Genomic DNA, 17,415 nt, shown 5'->3' on the forward strand with positions numbered 1-17,415 from the left:
CGCGGGGTAGTCCCGAAACCCATGGGACGATGGTGATGGCCGACGTTTGTGTAGGTGAAGTGCAGGGGAGCTCTTTAAGGATGGTGTCGCCGAGGCGCTGGTTGCGCGCGGGCGCCGTGATCGGCGCGACCGCCATGCTTCTCGCCTCCAGTTGCACCTGGCAGCTCAGCCTGTTCATCCCCGACGGCGTCCCGCCGCCTGCCGGGGATCCGGTGCCGGCGGTGGACACCCACCTCAGCGGCCGGCCCGCGGATCAGTTGCGGGGATGGGCCCAACAACGGTCGGCGGCACTGGAAATCCCGGTCATCGCGCTGGAGGCCTACGCGTACGCGGCCCGGGTCGCCGAGGTCGAGAACCCCAAATGCCATATCGCGTGGACCACGCTGGCGGGCATCGGGCAGGTCGAGAGCCACCACGGCACCTACCGGGGCGCGACATTGTCGCCCAACGGGGATGTGAGCCCGCCCATTCGGGGCGTGCGCCTCGACGGCACCGGCGGCACCCTGCGCATCGTGGACAGCGAGGACGGTCTGGACGGTGAGGGCGATGTGGTGCGCGCGATGGGGCCGATGCAGTTCATCCCGGAGACGTGGCGGTTGTACGGGGTGGACGCGCACAACGACGGCCGCCTCAGCCCGGACAACATCGACGACGCTGCGCTCGCGGCGGCGGGTTACCTGTGTTGGCGTGGAAAAGATCTCGCCACGCCGCGGGGGTGGCTGACCGCGATGCGTGCCTACAACAACTCCGGGGTCTACGCGCGGGCGGTGCGGGACTGGGCGACCGCCTACGCGGCGGGGCACCCGCTGTAGCAGGATGTATCGCTGGACGACGGTTTATGACGCAAGGAGAACGCAGTGCCGATTATCGAGCAGGTCGGGGCCCGCGAGATCCTCGACTCCCGCGGTAACCCCACGGTCGAGGTCGAGATAGCCCTGATGGACGGGACGTTCGCCCGGGCAGCGGTGCCGTCGGGCGCGTCGACCGGCGAGCACGAGGCCGTCGAGTTGCGTGACGGCGGTGAGCGTTACGGCGGCAAGGGCGTGCAGAAGGCGGTGCAGGCAGTCCTCGACGAGATCGGGCCGGCCGTGATCGGGCTCAACGCCGACGACCAGCGGCTGGTGGACCAGGCACTGGTGGACCTCGACGGCACGCCCGACAAGTCCCGGCTGGGCGGCAACGCGATCCTGGGTGTGTCGCTGGCCGTGGCCAAGGCGGCCGCCGACTCCGCCGAGCTGCCGCTGTTCCGCTATATCGGCGGGCCCAACGCGCACATCCTGCCGGTGCCGATGATGAACATCCTGAACGGCGGCGCGCACGCCGACACCGCGGTCGACATCCAGGAGTTCATGGTCGCACCGATCGGCGCACCCAGCTTCGCCGAGGCGTTGCGCTGGGGCGCCGAGGTGTACCACGCGCTCAAGGCGGTGCTCAAGAAGGAGGGGCTGTCGACCGGCCTGGGCGACGAGGGCGGATTCGCCCCCGACGTGGCCGGCACCACCGCTGCCCTGGACCTGATCGGCCTGGCCATCGAATCGGCCGGATTCCGGCTCGGGACCGACGTGGCGCTGGCCCTCGACGCCGCGGCCACCGAGTTCTACGCCGAGGGCACCGGTTACGCCTTCGAGGGCTCCACCCGCACCGCTGAGCAGATGGCCGAGTTCTACGCCGGCCTGCTCGGCTCCTATCCGCTGGTATCGCTGGAAGACCCGCTCTCCGAAGACGATTGGGAAGGGTGGGCGGCGCTGACCGCCGCGATCGGCGACCGGGTGCAGATCGTCGGCGACGACATCTTCGTCACCAACCCCGAACGGCTGGAAGAGGGCATCGACAAGGGCGTGGCAAACGCGTTGCTGGTCAAGGTGAATCAGATCGGCACGCTGACCGAGACGCTCGACGCCGTCGCGCTGGCCCACCACAGCGGATATCGCACGATGATGAGTCACCGCAGCGGCGAGACCGAGGACACCATGATCGCCGACCTTGCGGTGGCCGCCGGCTGCGGACAGATCAAGACCGGCGCGCCCGCGCGCAGCGAGCGCGTCGCCAAATACAATCAGCTGCTCCGGATCGAGGAGGCCCTCGGCGACGCGGCACGCTACGCCGGCGACCTCGCGTTCCCCCGCTACGTGCCGGAGGCCAAATAGGTTGACGCCCAAGCCCGATCCGAAGCGGCGCTCCCCGGCATCGAGACCGGGGAAGGCCGGCGATTCGGTTCGGCGCCGGCGCGCCTCGGGCCCGTCTGCGCCCGCGCAGACAGCTGCCCGGAACACCTCGCGGACGCTGCATGAGCGTGTGGTCGAGCCCATCAAGCGGCAGGTCGCCGAGTCCGTCGAGCAGCGTTCGGATCAGCGGCTGGGTTTCACCGCGCGGCGCGCGGCGGTGCTGGCCGCCGTGATCTGCGTGTTGACCCTGACCATCGCCGGGCCGGTGCGCACCTACTTCGCGCAGCGGACCGAGATGAATCAGCTGGCCGCAAGCGAAGCCGCGCTGCGCCGCCAGATCACCGATCTCGAACAGAAGAAGGCGAAGCTGGGCGACCCGGCTTACATTGCGGCGCAGGCGCGTGAGCGCCTCGGCTTCGTGATGCCCGGGGACATCCCGTTCCAGGTCCAGCTTCCGCCGACGGCGGCGGCGTCGCCGCAACCCGGGGCGGAGGCGGCGAAACCGGCCAACAACGATCCCTGGTACACCTCGCTGTGGCACACCATCGCCGACGCCCCGCACCTGCCGCCCGCGCCCCCGCCCGCCCCGACTCCCGCCGCGCCCGGTGGTTGATCGCGCCGACCTGGAAGCGGTGGCGCGTCAGCTGGGGCGTGAACCGCGCGGGGTGCTGGAGGTCGCCTACCGGTGTCCCAACGGCGAGCCGGGGGTGGTGAAGACCGCGCCGAAACTGCCTGACGGAACACCCTTTCCGACGCTGTACTACCTGACGCATCCGGCGCTGACCGCGGCCGCGAGCAGGCTCGAGACCACGGGGTTGATGCGTGCGATGACCGAGCGGTTGCGGACGGACCCGGCGTTGGCGGCCGCGTATCGGCGGGCACACGAGTCGTACCTGGCCGAGCGCGACGCGATCGAACCGCTGGGGACCACCTTCTCCGGCGGGGGGATGCCGGACCGGGTCAAATGCCTGCACGTGCTGATCGCGCACTCGCTGGCCAAGGGTCCGGGTGTGAATCCCCTTGGCGACGAGGCGCTGGCTCTGTTGGCCGGCGAGCCGGCGCTGGCATCGGTGGTGGTGGTGGGGCAGTGGTGAGCCGCCTGGCCGGAATCGACTGCGGCACCAACTCGATTCGGTTGCTGATCGCGGACTTTCGTGACGGACGGCTCAGCGACGTGCATCGTGAGACGCGGATCGTGCGGCTCGGTCAGGGTGTGGACGCGACCGGCCAGTTCGCGCCGGAGGCGATCGACCGGACCGGCGCCGCACTCGCCGACTACGCCGCGCTGCTGAATAAACACGGCGTCGAACGGGTGCGAATGGTGGCGACTTCGGCGGCCCGGGACGTGAGTAATCGCGATGACTTTTTCGCGATGACGGCCTCGGTGCTGGGCTCGGTGGTACCCGGCGCGGTCGCGGAGGTGATCAGCGGCGCCGAGGAGGCTTCGCTGTCCTTCTCCGGCGCCGTCGGCGAGTTGGACAGCGCTGCAGGGCCGTTCGTCGTCGTCGATCTGGGCGGCGGGTCCACCGAGATCGTGGTCGGCGGTGAGGCCGTGGTGGCCAGCTATTCGGCCGACATCGGGTGTGTCCGGCTGACCGAGCGGTGCCTGCACTCCGACCCGCCCACTGTGGAGGAGGTGCAGGCAGCGCGTGACGTGGTGCGCGAGCGCCTGGACGTCGCGCTGCGCGCGGTACCCGTCGAGGGCGCGCGGACGTGGGTCGGGCTCGCCGGAACGATGACCACGCTGTCCGCGCTGGCCCATAACATGACGACGTATGACGCTGCGGCCATTCATCTTTCGCGGGTCTCCGGCCGCGACTTGCTGGCCGTGTGCGAGCGGCTGATCGGCATGACGCGTTCGGGGCGAGCCGCCTTGGGGCCCATGCACCAGGGTAGGGCCGATGTGATCGGGGGCGGGGCCATCGTGGTCGAGGAGTTGGCGCGCGAGCTGCGCACGCGCGCCGGCATCGACGAGCTGGTCGTGAGCGAGCACGACATCCTGGACGGGATCGTGCTGTCGATCGCCCGTTGAGACACATCAGCCACATGCGTCCCTGCAAAAGGCGGCACCCTCTTTGCCCGCCTCATGGCGACAACTCTGGTAGACGTGGCGGTCGGATCGCTTCCGCCACACTGGCCCTTGTGGAGAGCGGCACCCTCTTTGCCCGCCTTAAAGCGACAACTCGGTTTGATGTCAGACCCGTGTGCCACCGTTCTACTATGAACCATCGACTCAAAGGGACCGAGCTTCGTTACGTGCTCGCGATGCACTTGGCCGTGCATGGACCGGCCACCATCCCGGAGATGACTGATGCGCTTGCCTGGCATGGCTTTTGCGTCCGTGGCAGACCATCGAAGGTGATCGCGGATGCGCTGCGATGGGAGGTCCAGCGCGGTCGGGTATACCGGCTTGGACGCGGCAGGTACGGGCCTGGGTACATGCCGCGCTCGACGGAGCACCGAATCCACCAACGCGTGCTGGCGTTACGTGCGGCGGCCAGGGCGGACAAGTTGTCGCTATAAGGCGGGCAATTGGGTGACCACTTCCGGACAGATACGAAAGTGGCCGACGTGATTTGGGCTGGCAGCCATCACACGCGCGCCCGGCGTACGCGGCGGCCTCGCCCTGGCGTGCGGCGGCCAAGGTAGCCAAGTTGTCGCTATGAGGCGGGCAATTAAGTGACCACTTCCGGACAGATATCAAAGTGGCAGGTGTGATTTGGACGGGTGCCAGCGGCAGACAGCCGCAGCTCACACCTCGAAGCGGTACCCCATACCCGACTCGGTCAGCAGGTGCTTGGGATGCGACGGATCGTCCTCGAGCTTGCGGCGCAGCTGCGCGAGATAGACGCGCAGGTAATGGGTTTCGGTGGCATAGGAAGGCCCCCACACCTCCTTCAAGAGCTCCTCGCGGCCGACCAGCTTGCCCCGGTTGCGCGCCAGCACTTCAAGCATGCCCCATTCGGTCGGCGTGAGATGCACCTCGTTGCCGTCCTTGGTGACCTTCTTGGCGGCCAGATCGACGGTGAACGCGTCGGTCTCGATCACGGGCTCCTCCAGCTCGGACGCCGCCGCGTTGCGACGCACTGCAGCGCGCAGCCGGGCCAAAAACTCGTCCATGCCAAAGGGTTTCGTCACATAGTCATCGGCGCCGGCGTCGAGCGCCTCGACCTTGTCCGACGAATCCGTGCGGGCCGACAACACGATCACCGGCACCGAGAGCCAGCCGCGCAAGCCGGCCAGCACCTCGATACCGGAGATGTCGGGCAGGCCCAGGTCCAGGATCACGACATCGGGTTTGTGCTCGGCGGCGGCGCGCAGCGCTCCCGCGCCGGTCGACGCGGTGACGACCTCGTAGCCGCGCACCGACAGATTGATCTTCAGCGCGCGCAGGATGTGCGGTTCGTCGTCGATCACCAATACGCGCGTCATGTCTCACCCGCAGGTGCCGCCAGATCCACCACCACGGTCAATCCGCCCCCCGGAGTGTCGCCGGCCGCGATCGCGCCGCCCATCGCCTCGACGAAGCCACGCGCCACCGACATCCCCAGTCCCACGCCGGTGGTGTTGTCGTGATCGCCCAGCCGCTGGAACGCCTCGAAGATCTGATCCTCGCCGCCCTGGGGGATGCCGGTCCCTTCGTCGATGACGTTGATCAGGACGCGATCGCCCACCCGTCCGGCGTTGACGCGGACCACACAGTTGGGCGCGTATCGCAGCGCGTTGTCGATCAGGTTGGCAAGGACGCGTTCGAGCAGCCCGGCGTCGGCCATCACCACGGCATCGCCGACGTCGACCTTGACGCGATCGATGGCGGAACGGTTGAAACCGGTGGCACCCGTGCCGATGCTCACCAGAGCCCGCTGCACCGTTTCCTCCAGATACACCCGAAGCCGCTCGGGATGAACCACGCCGGCGGCCAACCGCGAGGAATCGAGGAGGTTTCCGACCAGCGCCGTCAGCTGGTCGATCGATTCCTCGATGGTGGCCAGCAACTCGGCGGTGTCCTGGGGGGAGAAGGCCACGTCGTCGGCGCGCAGGCTGGAAACCGCCACCTTGGCCGCCGCCAGCGGCGTGCGCAGGTCGTGGCTGACGGCCGAGAGCAGCGAGCGCCGCAGCTCGTCGGCCCGCACGATCGCCTCGGTGCGGCTGGCCTCTTCGGCCAGCTCGCGCTGTCTGATCAGCCCTGCGGCCTGTTTGGCCACCGCGCCGAGCACCCTTCGGTCACGCGCGGAGAGCTTCCTGCCGGCCAGCAGCATCCAGAATTCGTCATCACCGACCTCGATCGCGGTGTCCGCCGAATCGACCGTCACACAGGGATCTTTGCCCACGCCGGCCACGCACCCCATGTTTTCGCCGGACTCCCGCAGCATGCTGACCGCGCGCTGCGAATAGGTCTCCCGCACGCGCTCCAGCAGTGTCTCGAGATCCGCGCCGCGCAGCACCGACCCCGCGAACAGCGTCAGCAGTTCGGCTTCCTGCGATGCGCGCCGTGCCTCGCGCCGGCGTTTGGTGGCGCCGTCGACAAGCACCGCGACCGCGACCGCGATCAGCAACAGCACCAATTCGGTTATGGCGCTGTTCGGTTCGGCGATGGTCAAGCTGTGCCGCGGCGTAATCAGGTAGTAGTTCAGCAACAGCCCGGACAGCACCGCCGAAAGGACCGCCGGGGCAACGCCTCCCAACAGCCCCACCAACAGCACGCCCACAAAGAACAGCGCGCTCTCGCCGCCGTTGTCGAGATACCGGTCGAACACCGTCACCGTGAGTGCGCAGACGACCGACGGCACGGCGACCGCCGCCAGCCAGGAGGCGACGCGCCGCTCGCGGGGCGCGAGCGACGCCGGGCGGGACCTGGAATCCTCATGGGTGACGATGTGCACGTCGATCTTCCCGGACCGCTCGACGATCGTCTGGCCGATACCCTCCTCGAAGATGCGCGCCCAGCGCGGTCGCCGCGAGGTGCCGATCACCACCTGGGTGGCGTTCATCTCGCGCGCGAAATCCAGTAGGGCCGTGGGCACGTCGTCACCGACCACGGTGTGCACGGAGGCGTCCAGGCTGCCGGCCAGCTCGCGAATCTTGGCCATCCGGGCCTCCGACAGGCCCGCCAGCCCGTCGCCGCGCACGACGTGCACCACCATCAGCTCGGCGCTGGACTTCGAGGCGATCCGCGACGCCCGTCGCACCAGCGTCTCGGATTCCGGACCGCCGGTCACCGCGACCACGACCCGCTCACGCGCCTCCCACGTGTCGGTGATCTTGTGCTCGGCGCGGTAGGAGGCCAGGGCGGTATCAACCTGGTCGGCCAGCCACAGCAGCGCCAATTCCCGCAGCGCCGTGAGGTTTCCGCGGCGGAAATAATTCGACAGCGCCGCATCGATCCGCTCAGGGGCGTAGACGTTGCCGTGGGAGAGCCTGCGGCGCAGCGCCTCCGGTGTGATGTCGATGAGCTCAACCTGCGACGCCTGGCGCACGATCGAGTCCGGAATAGTTTCCTGCTGCTCGATGCCCGTGATCTGGGCGACGACGTCGTTGAGGCTTTCCAGGTGTTGGATGTTGACGGTGGAGATCACCGTGATCCCGGCCTCGAGCAGTTCCTCGACGTCCTGCCAACGCTTTTGGTTCTTGCTGCCGGGTGTGTTGGTGTGGGCGAGTTCGTCGACCAGGACCACCTGCGGGTGGCGGGCCAGCACGGCGGGCACGTCGAGCTCGGGAAAGCTGCCGCCACGGTATTCGACGTAGCGCGGCGGAACGGCTTCCACGCCGTCGAGCAGCTGCGCGGTTTTCGCACGACCGTGGGTCTCGACGACGGCCGCCACCAGGTCGGTGCCGCGTTCCAGGCGCCGGTGTGCCTCCCCGAGCATCGCGTACGTCTTGCCGACGCCCGGAGCCGCACCCAGGTAGATGCGTAGCTCCCCGCGCTTGGGATGGTTCACCCAACCATCATCCCCCTACGCGCTGGCCCGCGACCGGATACGTGTGGTCGAGTTGCAGGTTGAGCTCGACCACGTTGACGACGGCCTCGCCGAAAAGCCCCAGCGCACGCCCGCTGCGGTGCGCCGCAACGACCGCCCGGATCCGGTCCGCGCTGACGTGCCGGGCCGTGGCCACCCGGGCGACTTGAAGGTCGGCGTAGGCCGGCGAGATGTGCGGGTCCAGGCCACTTCCGCCGGCGGTGACGGCGTCGGCGGGCACGGCCGGGTGGGCGGGTGCGGCCCCGCGGATGGGCACGATCCGGCCCATCGAGTAGTCCTCCCCGACCCTCGCGCACTCGACGCGGACGCCCTCGAAGGTCGCCAAAAACGGAGCGGAGTTCGTCTGGCACGGCTCGTTGACGCTGACCACCCGCGTGCCGATCACGGAAAGCACCGCGCCCACACCGCCATCGGTGCAGAACGGGCGCGACCCGTTCACGCCCTCGAGCCGCCCCACCGCCGCGCTGCGCGCGCACACCTGCGTCAGCAGGCTCGGCTTGCCGGGCGCGTCGACGATGCTCTCCGGCCCCAGGTTGCTCGCTCCCGACGACAGCGGGTCATAGCCTGCCGCCGAGGGACGACTCTGAAAGTACTGTGGCAGCGGATTGCCGTCCGAGCCGGTGAAAGACTGGCCGATCAGTCCGCTGCCGACCGGCCTGCCGCCGGCGGTGAGAATCGAGCCTTCGGCCTTCTCGCGCAGCCCCGGCAGCTGCGCGACCAGCCAGATGAAGGCCGGGTAGGCCAGCCCGAGGATCACGGTCAACACCAGAAGCGTGCGCAAGGCCGCCCAGTGCATGCGGACGAAATTGGAGTACTTCATCTCAGGACATCCCGGGGACGAATTGGACGACGAGGTCGATCAGCTTGATCCCGGCGAACGGGGCCACGATGCCGCCGAGGCCATAGACATACAGGTTGCGGCTCAACAGCTGTGACGCGCTGCTCGGGGTGTAGCGCACCCCCCGCAACGACAGCGGGATCAGCATGACGATGATGATCGCGTTGAAGATCACCGCCGACAGGATCGCCGACTGCGGGCTGTGCAACCGCATGACGTTGATCAGGTCCAGTCCGGGGAACAACGCGACGAACATCGCGGGGATGATCGCGAAGTACTTGGCGATGTCGTTGGCGATCGAAAACGTGGTCAGGGCCCCACGGGTGATCAGCAGCTGCTTACCGATCTCGACGATCTCGATCAGCTTGGTGGGGTCGGAGTCCAGATCGACCATGTTTCCGGCCTCTTTGGCCGCCGACGTGCCGGTGTTCATCGCCACGCCCACGTCGGCCTGGGCCAGAGCCGGCGCATCATTGGTGCCGTCACCGGTCATTGCGACCAGCTTGCCGCCCTCCTGTTCCCGCTTGATCAGCGCGAGCTTGTCCTCGGGCGTGGCCTCGGCGAGGAAGTCGTCGACTCCGGCCTCGTCGGCAATCGCCTTGGCGGTCAACGGGTTATCGCCGGTGATCATCACGGTGCGGATGCCCATGCGCCGCATCTCGTCGAAACGTTCGCGCATGCCGTGCTTGACGACGTCCTTGAGGTGGATCACCCCCAGCACTCGCGAGGCACCGTCAAGGCACTCGCCGACGACCAGCGGGGTGCCGCCGCCGGCGGAGACGCCGTCGACGATCTCGCCGAGCTGTGCGGGAACCGTGCCGCCCTGGGCCTGTGCCCATTCCGCGACCGAACTCGCCGCGCCCTTGCGCAGTAGGTGCCCGTCGAGGTCCACTCCCGACATCCGGGTCGCGGCCGAAAAGGCAACCCACTGCGCGCCCACGAGTTCGCCCGGCGTGCGCGCACGCAGGCCGAAGTGCTGCTTGGCGAACACCACAATCGAACGGCCCTCGGGTGTTTCGTCGGCCAGGCTGGACAACTGTGCGGCGTCGGCCAACCGCCCCGGCGTGATGCCGCAGAGCGGGATGAAGGCGGCGGCCTGCCGGTTGCCCAGGGTGATGGTCCCGGTCTTGTCGAGCAGCAGGGTGTTCACGTCGCCGGCCGCTTCGACCGCGCGTCCCGACATCGCCAGCACGTTGCGCTGCACCAGCCGGTCCATGCCGGCGATGCCGATGGCCGACAGCAGCGCGCCGATCGTGGTGGGGATGAGGCACACCAGCAGCGACACCAGCACGATCCCGGTGACGCCGTTCGCGTTGAGTGCATGGGTATCCGGGACGCCGGGGTTGCTGGCTTTCGAGTAGATCGCCAGCGGCTGCAGGGTGGCGACGGCGAAGACGAAGATGATCGTCAGCGCGGCCAGCAGGATGTTCAGCGCGATCTCGTTGGGGGTCTTCTGCCGGTTGGCGCCCTCGACGAGCGCGATCATCCGGTCGATGAAGCTTTCGCCGGGCTTTTGGGTGATGCGCACGACGATGCGGTCGCTGAGCACGGTGGTGCCGCCGGTCACCGCCGAGCGGTCACCGCCGGACTCGCGGATCACCGGCGCCGACTCGCCGGTGATCGCCGACTCATCCACCGAGGCAATGCCTTCCACCACGTCGCCGTCGCCCGGGATCACCTGCCCGGCCTCGACCACCACCACGTCGCCCTGTCGGAGCAGGGCGGCTGCGATCTCTTGCCCGGCGGCGAAAACCCCGGGCCGCCAGTCTTCGACCCGCCGCGCCACGGTCTGGGTTTTGGCGCGGCGCAACGTTTCCGCCTGGGCCTTGCCGCGGCCTTCGGCCACCGCCTCGGCGAGGTTGGCGGACAGCACGGTCAGCCACAGCCACGCGACGATCAGCCACGCGAACCAGGTTCCGTCAGCGATCGCCAGCACCGTGCCCCAGGCTGCGCCGATTTCGACGATGAACATCACCGGGTTGCGCCACAGGGTGCGGGGGTCGAGTTTGCGCAGCGCCTCGGGCATCGACGCCCACAGCATCTTCGGGTCGAGTCGGCCGCCCCGAACCCGTTGCGCGCCAGTAGGAGCCGCGGGCGGTACCGACTCGACGGTTGCGGTCATCGGTGGATCCCTTCGGCGAGCGGTCCCAGCGCGAGCATGGGCAGGAAGGTGAGGGCGACGAGGATGACCGCGACCCCGGCGACCATGCCGACGAATTGCGGCCGATGCGTGGGCAGCGTGCCCGCCGATTCCGGGGTGGTGCCCTGGCGGGCCAGCGACCCGGCCAGGGCGAGTACGAGCACCATCGGCAGGAACCTGCCGAAGACCATGGCCAACCCCAAAGCGGTGTTGTACCAATCGGTATTGGCGGACAGGCCGGCGAACGCCGACCCGTTGTTGTTGGCCGCGGAGGTGAACGCGTACAGGACCTCCGAGAGGCCGTGCGGCCCGGTGTTGAGCATGCCGGCGCGTTCGCCGGGCAGCGCCACCGCGAGGGCGGTGCCGACCAGGACGATGAGCGGGGTCACCAGGAAATAGCTTGCGGCAAGCTTGATTTCGCGGGAAGTGATTTTCTTGCCGAGGTATTCCGGGGTGCGCCCGACCATCAGCCCGGCGACGAACACGGTGAGCACCGCGAGGATCAGCACGCCGTAGAGCCCCGAGCCGGTGCCGCCGGGCGCGACCTCGCCGAGCTGCATGTCGAACATCGTCATCATCCCGCCGAGGGCGGTGTAGGAGTCGTGGAACGAGTCGACGGCGCCGGTCGAGGTGAGCGTCGTCGAGTCGGCGAACACCGCGGAGTCGACGACGCCGAACCGCTGTTCGACCCCCTCCATGGCGGCGCCGGCGGCGCTGGGCACCGTGCCGTGATGCTGCAACTGCGTCCACAGCGTCAGCCCCAGGCTGATCGCGTACAACGTCGCCATGATCGACGCGATCGCGTAGCCCTGTTTCGTGCTGCCCACCATGCGCCCGAACGTGCGCGGCAGCGAGAAGCCGATCACCAGCATCAGGAAGATCTCCAGCCAGTTGGTCCAGGCCGTCGGGTTTTCGAAGGGGTGCGCGGAGTTCGCGTTGTAGAAGCCGCCGCCGTTGGTGCCGAGCTCCTTGATCACCTCCTGGCTGGCGACCGGCCCGCCGGTGATCGTCTGGCGGGCGCCGCCGAGCGTGTTGACGACCTGGTCGTTGACGTGAAAGTTCTGGATCGCGCCGCCGGCGACCAACAGGACCGCGCCGATGACCGCGATCGGCAGCAGGATGCGCAACGTGCCGCGCACCAAGTCGACCCAGAAGTTGCCCACCTCACCGGTGCGCTGGCGCGCGAAGGCGCGCACCAGCGCGATCGCCACCGCCATGCCGACGGCGGCCGAGACGAAGTTCTGCACCGCGAGGCCCGCCATCTGCACCAGGTGGCCCTGCGTCGATTCCCCCGAGTAGGCCTGCCAATTGGTGTTGGTGACGAAGCTGATCGCGGTGTTCCACGCCAGCGCCGGCGTCATCCGCGTCGCCGGATCATGTAGGTGCAGCGGCAATTTGCCCCGCATGAGTTGCAGCGCGAACAGGAACAGCACCCCGGCCGAGGAGAACGCCAGGACGCTTCGGGCGTAAGCACCCCACCTCTGCTCCGAACGCGAGTCCACGCCGATCAGCCGGTAGATCGCCCGCTCCGGGTACGAGTCCCTGTCCGACGCGTACACGCGGTACATGTAGTCGCCGAAAGGCACATGCGCCAGCGCCAGCGCGACGACGAGAGCGGCGAGGGAGATCACCCACATCAGAACCGCTCCGGGAAGAGCAGCGCGGCCCCGAGATAGACGGCGAGGACGGCGGAAAGCGCCAAGCCGACGGCGTTTTCGTAACTCACAGCCGCTCGACCAGCCGCTGCGCGAGGCCGAGGAGCGCGAACGCCGCCACCGTCAGCGCGAGGTATATCAACACGCCCATTTCGGTGAACCTAGACAGGCGCCGACCAACCGCGGGCCCCGGTTGACGGTTCCTAACGGCTTCCTAACGACGCCGCGGTGCGCCTTTACGGTTTCTTGACGTCGGTCGCCGCGATCATCGGCAGTCGCACCCGGAAGACCGTCCGGCCCTCGGCGGATTCGGCGGTCACCGAGCCGTGGTGGGCTTTGACGATCGAACTCACGATGGCCAACCCCAGCCCGATGCCCGAGCCGTTGGACCGGGAGGTGTCCGCGCGGACGAACCGCTCGAACAGCCGGGGGAGCAGCTCCGCGTCGATGCCGGGCCCGTCGTCGGCGACGGTCAGCTCCGCGTAGGGCGCGTCGGTCCCGTTGCGGTGACGGGTGATTCCCGCCGTCACCGTGACGCCCGGCGGCGTGTGCAGTCGGGCGTTGCTCAGCAGGTTGCTGACCAGCTGGTGCAGCCGGTCGTGATCGCCGCGCACCCATACCGGTTCGTCGGGCAGACCTTTGACCCAGTTGTGGGTGGGCGCCGCGACGGCGGTGTCGTTGACCGCGTTGACGACGAGGTCCGCCAGGTCGACGTCTTCGGTCTGCAGGTCCTGGCCCTCGCCCAGCCGCGAGAGCAGCAGCAGCTCGTCGACGAGCAGCGCCATGCGCTGCGCCTCGGATTCGATGCGGGCGAGCGCGTATTCGGTGGTCGGCGGGAGCTCCGAACTGTCCTGCCGGGTCAGCTCGGCGTATCCCTGGATCGCGGCCAGCGGGGTCCGCAGCTCGTGGCTGGCGTCGGTGATGAACTGCCGCATCCGCAGGTCGGACTCGGCGCGATGCGCCAGCGCGCTATCCACGTTGTCCAGCAACCGATTCAGCGTGTGACCGACAATCCCCACCTCGTTGTTGGGGTCGGTGTCGTTCGGCCGCACCCGCACGCTGATCCGTTGGTCGCCGTCGGTCAGCGGCATGGCGGCGACCTCGGCGGCGGTCCCGGCGAGCCGGCGCAGCGGGCGAAGGGTGTAGCCGACCACCCAGACGGTGAGCCCAGCGGTAACCGCCAGGGCCGCCGCGACCAGCGCCGTGGTGGTGAGCTGTTTGCGGACGATGATCTGTTCGGCACGGGCCAGCGAGACGCCGACGATCAGCTGGTCGTGGCCGGCGACGCGACTGTCGATGCGATAGGACCCGAGGCTGCTCAGCCGCACGGTCCGGGGCGGGGCGTCGGGCCACGACTGCGCCTCGAGCGCGCGGACCACATCGGGCGGCGCGGGTCGCGCTTCGGCTTCGGAAAACACCGCCGAGGCGACCACCACGCCGCCGCGTAGCACGGCGATGACGTTTCCGGGCGTCTGATCGGTGAAATCCAGCATCGCCTCCGCGATCGGCCGGGTCTCCGGCCGCGCAGGCGAGTGTTGGCTCTTTTGGTATCGGGTGTACGAATTGCTCAGTGCGTCAAGGGATTGATCGACATCGGCGTCGCTCATCGCGGTGACGTAGCTGCGCAGGCTCAGCACGGAGACGACGCCGACGCTGACCAGGACCACGCTGACGACGGTCAACACGCCCAGCAGCAACTGGCGGCGCAATGAGTGGGGAAACCACCGTGGACGGTCCCTGGATGTGGGGTGCCGCTCGCGGGTCATTCCGGTGGCCGCAGCATGTACCCAACGCCGCGGACGGTGTGGATCATCGGCTCGCGGCCGGAGTCGATCTTCTTTCGCAGATATGAGATGTACAGGTCGACGATGCTGGTGCGCCCCGCGAAGTCGTAGTTCCAGACGCGGTCGAGGATTTCGGTGCGGCTGAGCGCGCGGCGCGGGTTGCGCATCAGGAAGCGCAGCAGCTCGAACTCGGTCGACGACAGCGAGATCGGCGTGCCGTCACGGGTGACCTCCCGGCTGGCGGTGTCGACATGCAGGTCGCCGACCTTCAGCGATTCCGCTGCGGGCGGGGTCTGCTGGGTGGAGCGCCGCAGCAACCCGCGCAGCCGGGCGACCAGTTCCTCGAGGCTGAACGGCTTGGTCATGTAGTCGTCGGCGCCGGCGGTCAGGCCGGTGACCCGGTCCATGACCGAGTCGCGGGCGGTGAGGAAGAGGGTGGGGGTGTAGGCGTCGGATTCGCGGATGCGCTGCAGGATCCGCAGCCCGTCCACGTCGGGCAGCATGATGTCGAGGACCAGAACGTCGGGGTTGGAATTCTCGAACTTGGCCATGGCCTCGCGCCCGTTGTGGGCGATGTCGACGACCCATCCTTCGTAGTGCAGCGCCATCTTCACCAGGTTGGTCAGCGCGGGCTCGTCGTCCACCAGCAAAACCCGGATCGGGGAGCCGTCGGGGCGGTAGATGCGGGGCAACTGGCCCAGGATGGCCTGGCGTGGCCGCTGGCTGCCTGCGTATCCGGACATTACGGTCATGTTCCTGCATTCTCGCAAGCACACATCCGGTTGTCACGGACTTCATAGACTTCTCAAATAAAACTCTGTTGTGCAGCCCACACTTGGCGGATTCAAATATGGATTTCATATGGGTCGCATCAGCAAGGTTGATGATGAGCCGGTGTTCGAAAAATACTGGTAGGCATGGTCATTGGTTGAAAGAACCGAGCCGATTCGAGGGGCAATCCCTCCGGACCATCGATATACGAACAAATTTCGTTGATTGGAAAACCGCTGCACTCCAGTGGACGCCGCGGGCGCTCCAGACATGCGCACGACGGCCGTACGGCGACAGCGTCCTGATTCCGCGACCGTGAGGTCGCGTGATTTCGCGAAGCCTGTTGATACGAAACGGGTTTCGTGTCAGGACTCACAGATTCGGGCAAAAGATAGGGACGAACGATGGACTTTGGAGCGTTGCCACCAGAAATCAATTCCGGTCGGATGTATTTGGGCCCAGGGCCCGGCACCCTGTTGGCCGCTTCGGTGGGGTGGGAGTCGCTGGCCGCTGAGCTGACCGACGCCGCCGGCGGCTACCGGTCGGTGATCGCCAGCCTCACCGACGAGTCGTGGCAGGGGTCGACATCGATGACGATGGCGGCGGCCGCCGTTCCCTACATGTCGTGGATGACGGCCACCGCCGCCCAGTGCCAGCAGGCGGCGACCCAGGCCACCGCCGCCGCGGCTGCCTTCGACGCGGCGTATGCGATGACGGTGCCGCCGCCGCTGATCGCGGCCAACCGCACCCAGCTGATGGCGTTGATCGCGACGAACCTGCTGGGGCAGAACACGCCGGCGATCATGGCCACCGAGGCCGAGTACAGCGAGATGTGGGCCCAGGACGCGACGGCGATGTACAACTACGCCGCCAGTTCGGCCTCGGCGTCGACGTTCAGCACGTTCACGTCGCCGCCGCAGACAACCAATCCGGGCGGGGTCGGCAGCCAGGCCGGTGCGGTCGCGCAGACGACGGGCACCCAGGTCGGGAGCAACGTCCAGGCGACGACGGCGCAGCTGATGTCCTCGGTGCCCCAAACGCTGCAGACCATGGCGACCCCGGGCGCGGCGTCGGGGACCGGCGTGTCGGGGGCGGCGGAGGGCACCGCGGCGTCGCTGGGTGCGTCGGGGGCGTCCGCCCCGCTCAGCGCGTTGTCGAGCGTGACCGGGGCCTCGGGCAAGACCGCGACCAAGAGCGCGAGCACCAGTGCCAGCGCTATATCCAGCCTGGGCTCCGTGCTGAGCGGCAGTGGGAGCGCGCTGGGCCTTGACGCGCTCGGGATTGGCTCCGATCTCGCCGGCTTCGGCGCCGACGGCGGCGGGCTCGGCCTGGACGGATACGGGCTGGACCTGGACTTCCAGGGCTTGGCGCTGGACTACGAGGGCGCCGGTTCGATCTTGGGCGCCGAAGGGGTTTCGGGCTTCCCGGCTCCGGGCGCCGCGGGATTAGGCGGTGTGGGCCCGCTCGGAGGTTTGGGCGCGGCCCCCACGGCGGGCGTCGGTCAAGCGGCGTCGCTGGGCACCTTGTCGGTGCCCCAGGGCTGGGCCGAGGCGGCGTCGTCGGTCACGCCGCTGCCGCTGGACGCCAACGCATTGCCGGGCAGCTACGGAGCCGTGTCGGCGCCCGGCACGGGCGTTTCCAAGCTGCCGCTGGGCGGCATGGTCGGGCGGGAGTCCGACGGCACGATGCAGCGAATCGGGTTCCGCACATCGCTGATCCCCCGTTCGCCCGTGGCGGGATAGCGAGCTCTAGACAAACCGATCCCCGGGCACCGGGTGCCCGGGGATCGGCGTTGCGTTACGGCGTCAGGCCCAGCTGGAGCCGACGGCGCTGTCGGTGCTGGCCATGTTGCTGCCGGCGCTTTGCACCTTCTGGCCGTGGGCGTTGGCCTGCTCGTAGATCACCTGGAAGTTACGACCCAACTGGGTGATGAACTCCTGGCAGGCCACCGAACCGGCGCCACCCCAAAAGTCACCGGCAGCCAGCACATCGCGCACGATGGCCTGGTGCTCGGCCTCCAACGACGCGGCCTGCGCACGAATCAACGCGCCGTGGGCATCCACATCGCCAAACTGATAATTGAT

General features: G+C 68.3%; 16 protein-coding genes. 7 read left to right on the forward strand and 9 right to left on the reverse strand.

Annotated features, from left to right (window positions below):
- The first annotated feature begins 83 nt into the window (after window positions 1–83).
- From AC5Y43_RS21695 to AC5Y43_RS21720, 6 genes are all read left to right on the forward strand, one after another.
- Window positions 84–812, forward strand: a complete 729-nt coding sequence (locus tag AC5Y43_RS21695; RefSeq protein WP_499975908.1) for a lytic transglycosylase domain-containing protein — start codon at window positions 84–86, stop codon at window positions 810–812.
- A 45-nt stretch (window positions 813–857) separates the two neighbouring features.
- Complete coding sequence (gene eno / locus AC5Y43_RS21700) at window positions 858–2,147, forward strand: phosphopyruvate hydratase (RefSeq protein WP_499975867.1); 1,290 nt, start codon at window positions 858–860, stop codon at window positions 2,145–2,147.
- 1 nt (window position 2,148) lies between these two features.
- Window positions 2,149–2,778, forward strand: a complete 630-nt coding sequence (locus tag AC5Y43_RS21705) for an FtsB family cell division protein (RefSeq protein WP_499975869.1) — start codon at window positions 2,149–2,151, stop codon at window positions 2,776–2,778.
- On the forward strand, window positions 2,771–3,259 hold the full coding sequence (locus AC5Y43_RS21710; protein ID WP_499975870.1) for a DUF501 domain-containing protein: 489 nt from the start codon (window positions 2,771–2,773) through the stop codon (window positions 3,257–3,259). Before AC5Y43_RS21705 ends, AC5Y43_RS21710 begins: the two co-directional genes overlap by 8 nt.
- A complete protein-coding gene (locus AC5Y43_RS21715; protein ID WP_499975872.1) occupies window positions 3,253–4,197 on the forward strand; it encodes a Ppx/GppA phosphatase family protein in 945 nt (314 codons plus the stop codon). The genes AC5Y43_RS21710 and AC5Y43_RS21715 overlap by 7 nt, the downstream gene beginning before the upstream one ends.
- Before the next feature lie 188 nt (window positions 4,198–4,385).
- On the forward strand, window positions 4,386–4,688 hold the full coding sequence (locus AC5Y43_RS21720; RefSeq protein WP_499975873.1) for a hypothetical protein: 303 nt from the start codon (window positions 4,386–4,388) through the stop codon (window positions 4,686–4,688).
- A 228-nt stretch (window positions 4,689–4,916) separates the two neighbouring features.
- On the opposite strand, the gene AC5Y43_RS21725 is transcribed toward AC5Y43_RS21720, so the two are convergent.
- The 8 genes from AC5Y43_RS21725 to AC5Y43_RS21760 form a co-directional block, all read right to left on the reverse strand.
- The gene (locus tag AC5Y43_RS21725) at window positions 4,917–5,597 is read right to left on the reverse strand and encodes a response regulator (RefSeq protein ID WP_499975875.1); all 681 of its coding nucleotides are present in this window, start codon (window positions 5,595–5,597) and stop codon (window positions 4,917–4,919) included.
- Window positions 5,594–8,104, reverse strand: coding sequence for a DUF4118 domain-containing protein (locus tag AC5Y43_RS21730; protein ID WP_499975876.1), 2,511 nt, complete (start codon window positions 8,102–8,104; stop codon window positions 5,594–5,596). Before AC5Y43_RS21730 ends, AC5Y43_RS21725 begins: the two co-directional genes overlap by 4 nt.
- Window positions 8,105–8,111: 7 nt before the next feature.
- Window positions 8,112–8,963, reverse strand: coding sequence for a potassium-transporting ATPase subunit C (locus AC5Y43_RS21735; RefSeq protein WP_499975878.1), 852 nt, complete (start codon window positions 8,961–8,963; stop codon window positions 8,112–8,114).
- A gap of 1 nt (window position 8,964) precedes the next feature.
- Complete coding sequence (kdpB, locus tag AC5Y43_RS21740; protein ID WP_499975880.1) at window positions 8,965–11,103, reverse strand: potassium-transporting ATPase subunit KdpB; 2,139 nt, start codon at window positions 11,101–11,103, stop codon at window positions 8,965–8,967.
- On the reverse strand, window positions 11,100–12,758 hold the full coding sequence (gene kdpA / locus AC5Y43_RS21745) for a potassium-transporting ATPase subunit KdpA (RefSeq protein ID WP_499975882.1): 1,659 nt from the start codon (window positions 12,756–12,758) through the stop codon (window positions 11,100–11,102). The genes kdpB and kdpA overlap by 4 nt, the downstream gene beginning before the upstream one ends.
- On the reverse strand, window positions 12,758–12,847 hold the full coding sequence (kdpF, locus tag AC5Y43_RS21750) for a K(+)-transporting ATPase subunit F (RefSeq protein ID WP_499975884.1): 90 nt from the start codon (window positions 12,845–12,847) through the stop codon (window positions 12,758–12,760). The genes kdpA and kdpF overlap by 1 nt, the downstream gene beginning before the upstream one ends.
- 165 nt (window positions 12,848–13,012) lie before the next feature.
- Entirely contained in the window at window positions 13,013–14,542 is a 1,530-nt protein-coding gene (locus tag AC5Y43_RS21755; protein ID WP_499975886.1) for a sensor histidine kinase, read from the reverse strand.
- Window positions 14,539–15,312: a response regulator transcription factor gene (locus AC5Y43_RS21760; RefSeq protein ID WP_499975888.1), complete on the reverse strand. Its 774-nt coding sequence runs from the start codon at window positions 15,310–15,312 to the stop codon at window positions 14,539–14,541. Before AC5Y43_RS21760 ends, AC5Y43_RS21755 begins: the two co-directional genes overlap by 4 nt.
- 423 nt (window positions 15,313–15,735) lie before the next feature.
- On the opposite strand from AC5Y43_RS21760, the gene AC5Y43_RS21765 reads away from it, so the two are divergent.
- Window positions 15,736–17,073: a PPE family protein gene (locus AC5Y43_RS21765; protein ID WP_499975890.1), complete on the forward strand. Its 1,338-nt coding sequence runs from the start codon at window positions 15,736–15,738 to the stop codon at window positions 17,071–17,073.
- 63 nt (window positions 17,074–17,136) lie between these two features.
- Here the strand turns inward: AC5Y43_RS21765 and AC5Y43_RS21770 are convergent.
- A partial coding sequence (locus AC5Y43_RS21770; RefSeq protein ID WP_499975893.1) for a WXG100 family type VII secretion target occupies window positions 17,137–17,415 on the reverse strand: 279 nt, incomplete at its 5' end.

The organism is Mycobacterium sp. NGS57, assembly GCF_059812405.1.

Coding starts and splice junctions, on each gene's coding strand:
- AC5Y43_RS21735 (WP_499975878.1), bottom strand. CDS start 8,963: ATGAAGTACTCCAATTTCGTCCGCATGCACTGGGCGGCCTTGCGCACG.
- AC5Y43_RS21765 (WP_499975890.1), top strand. CDS start 15,736: ATGGACTTTGGAGCGTTGCCACCAGAAATCAATTCCGGTCGGATGTAT.
- kdpB (WP_499975880.1), bottom strand. CDS start 11,103: ATGACCGCAACCGTCGAGTCGGTACCGCCCGCGGCTCCTACTGGCGCG.
- AC5Y43_RS21760 (WP_499975888.1), bottom strand. CDS start 15,312: ATGACCGTAATGTCCGGATACGCAGGCAGCCAGCGGCCACGCCAGGCC.
- AC5Y43_RS21725 (WP_499975875.1), bottom strand. CDS start 5,597: ATGACGCGCGTATTGGTGATCGACGACGAACCGCACATCCTGCGCGCG.
- AC5Y43_RS21720 (WP_499975873.1), top strand. CDS start 4,386: ATGAACCATCGACTCAAAGGGACCGAGCTTCGTTACGTGCTCGCGATG.
- kdpA (WP_499975882.1), bottom strand. CDS start 12,758: ATGTGGGTGATCTCCCTCGCCGCTCTCGTCGTCGCGCTGGCGCTGGCG.
- AC5Y43_RS21755 (WP_499975886.1), bottom strand. CDS start 14,542: ATGACCCGCGAGCGGCACCCCACATCCAGGGACCGTCCACGGTGGTTT.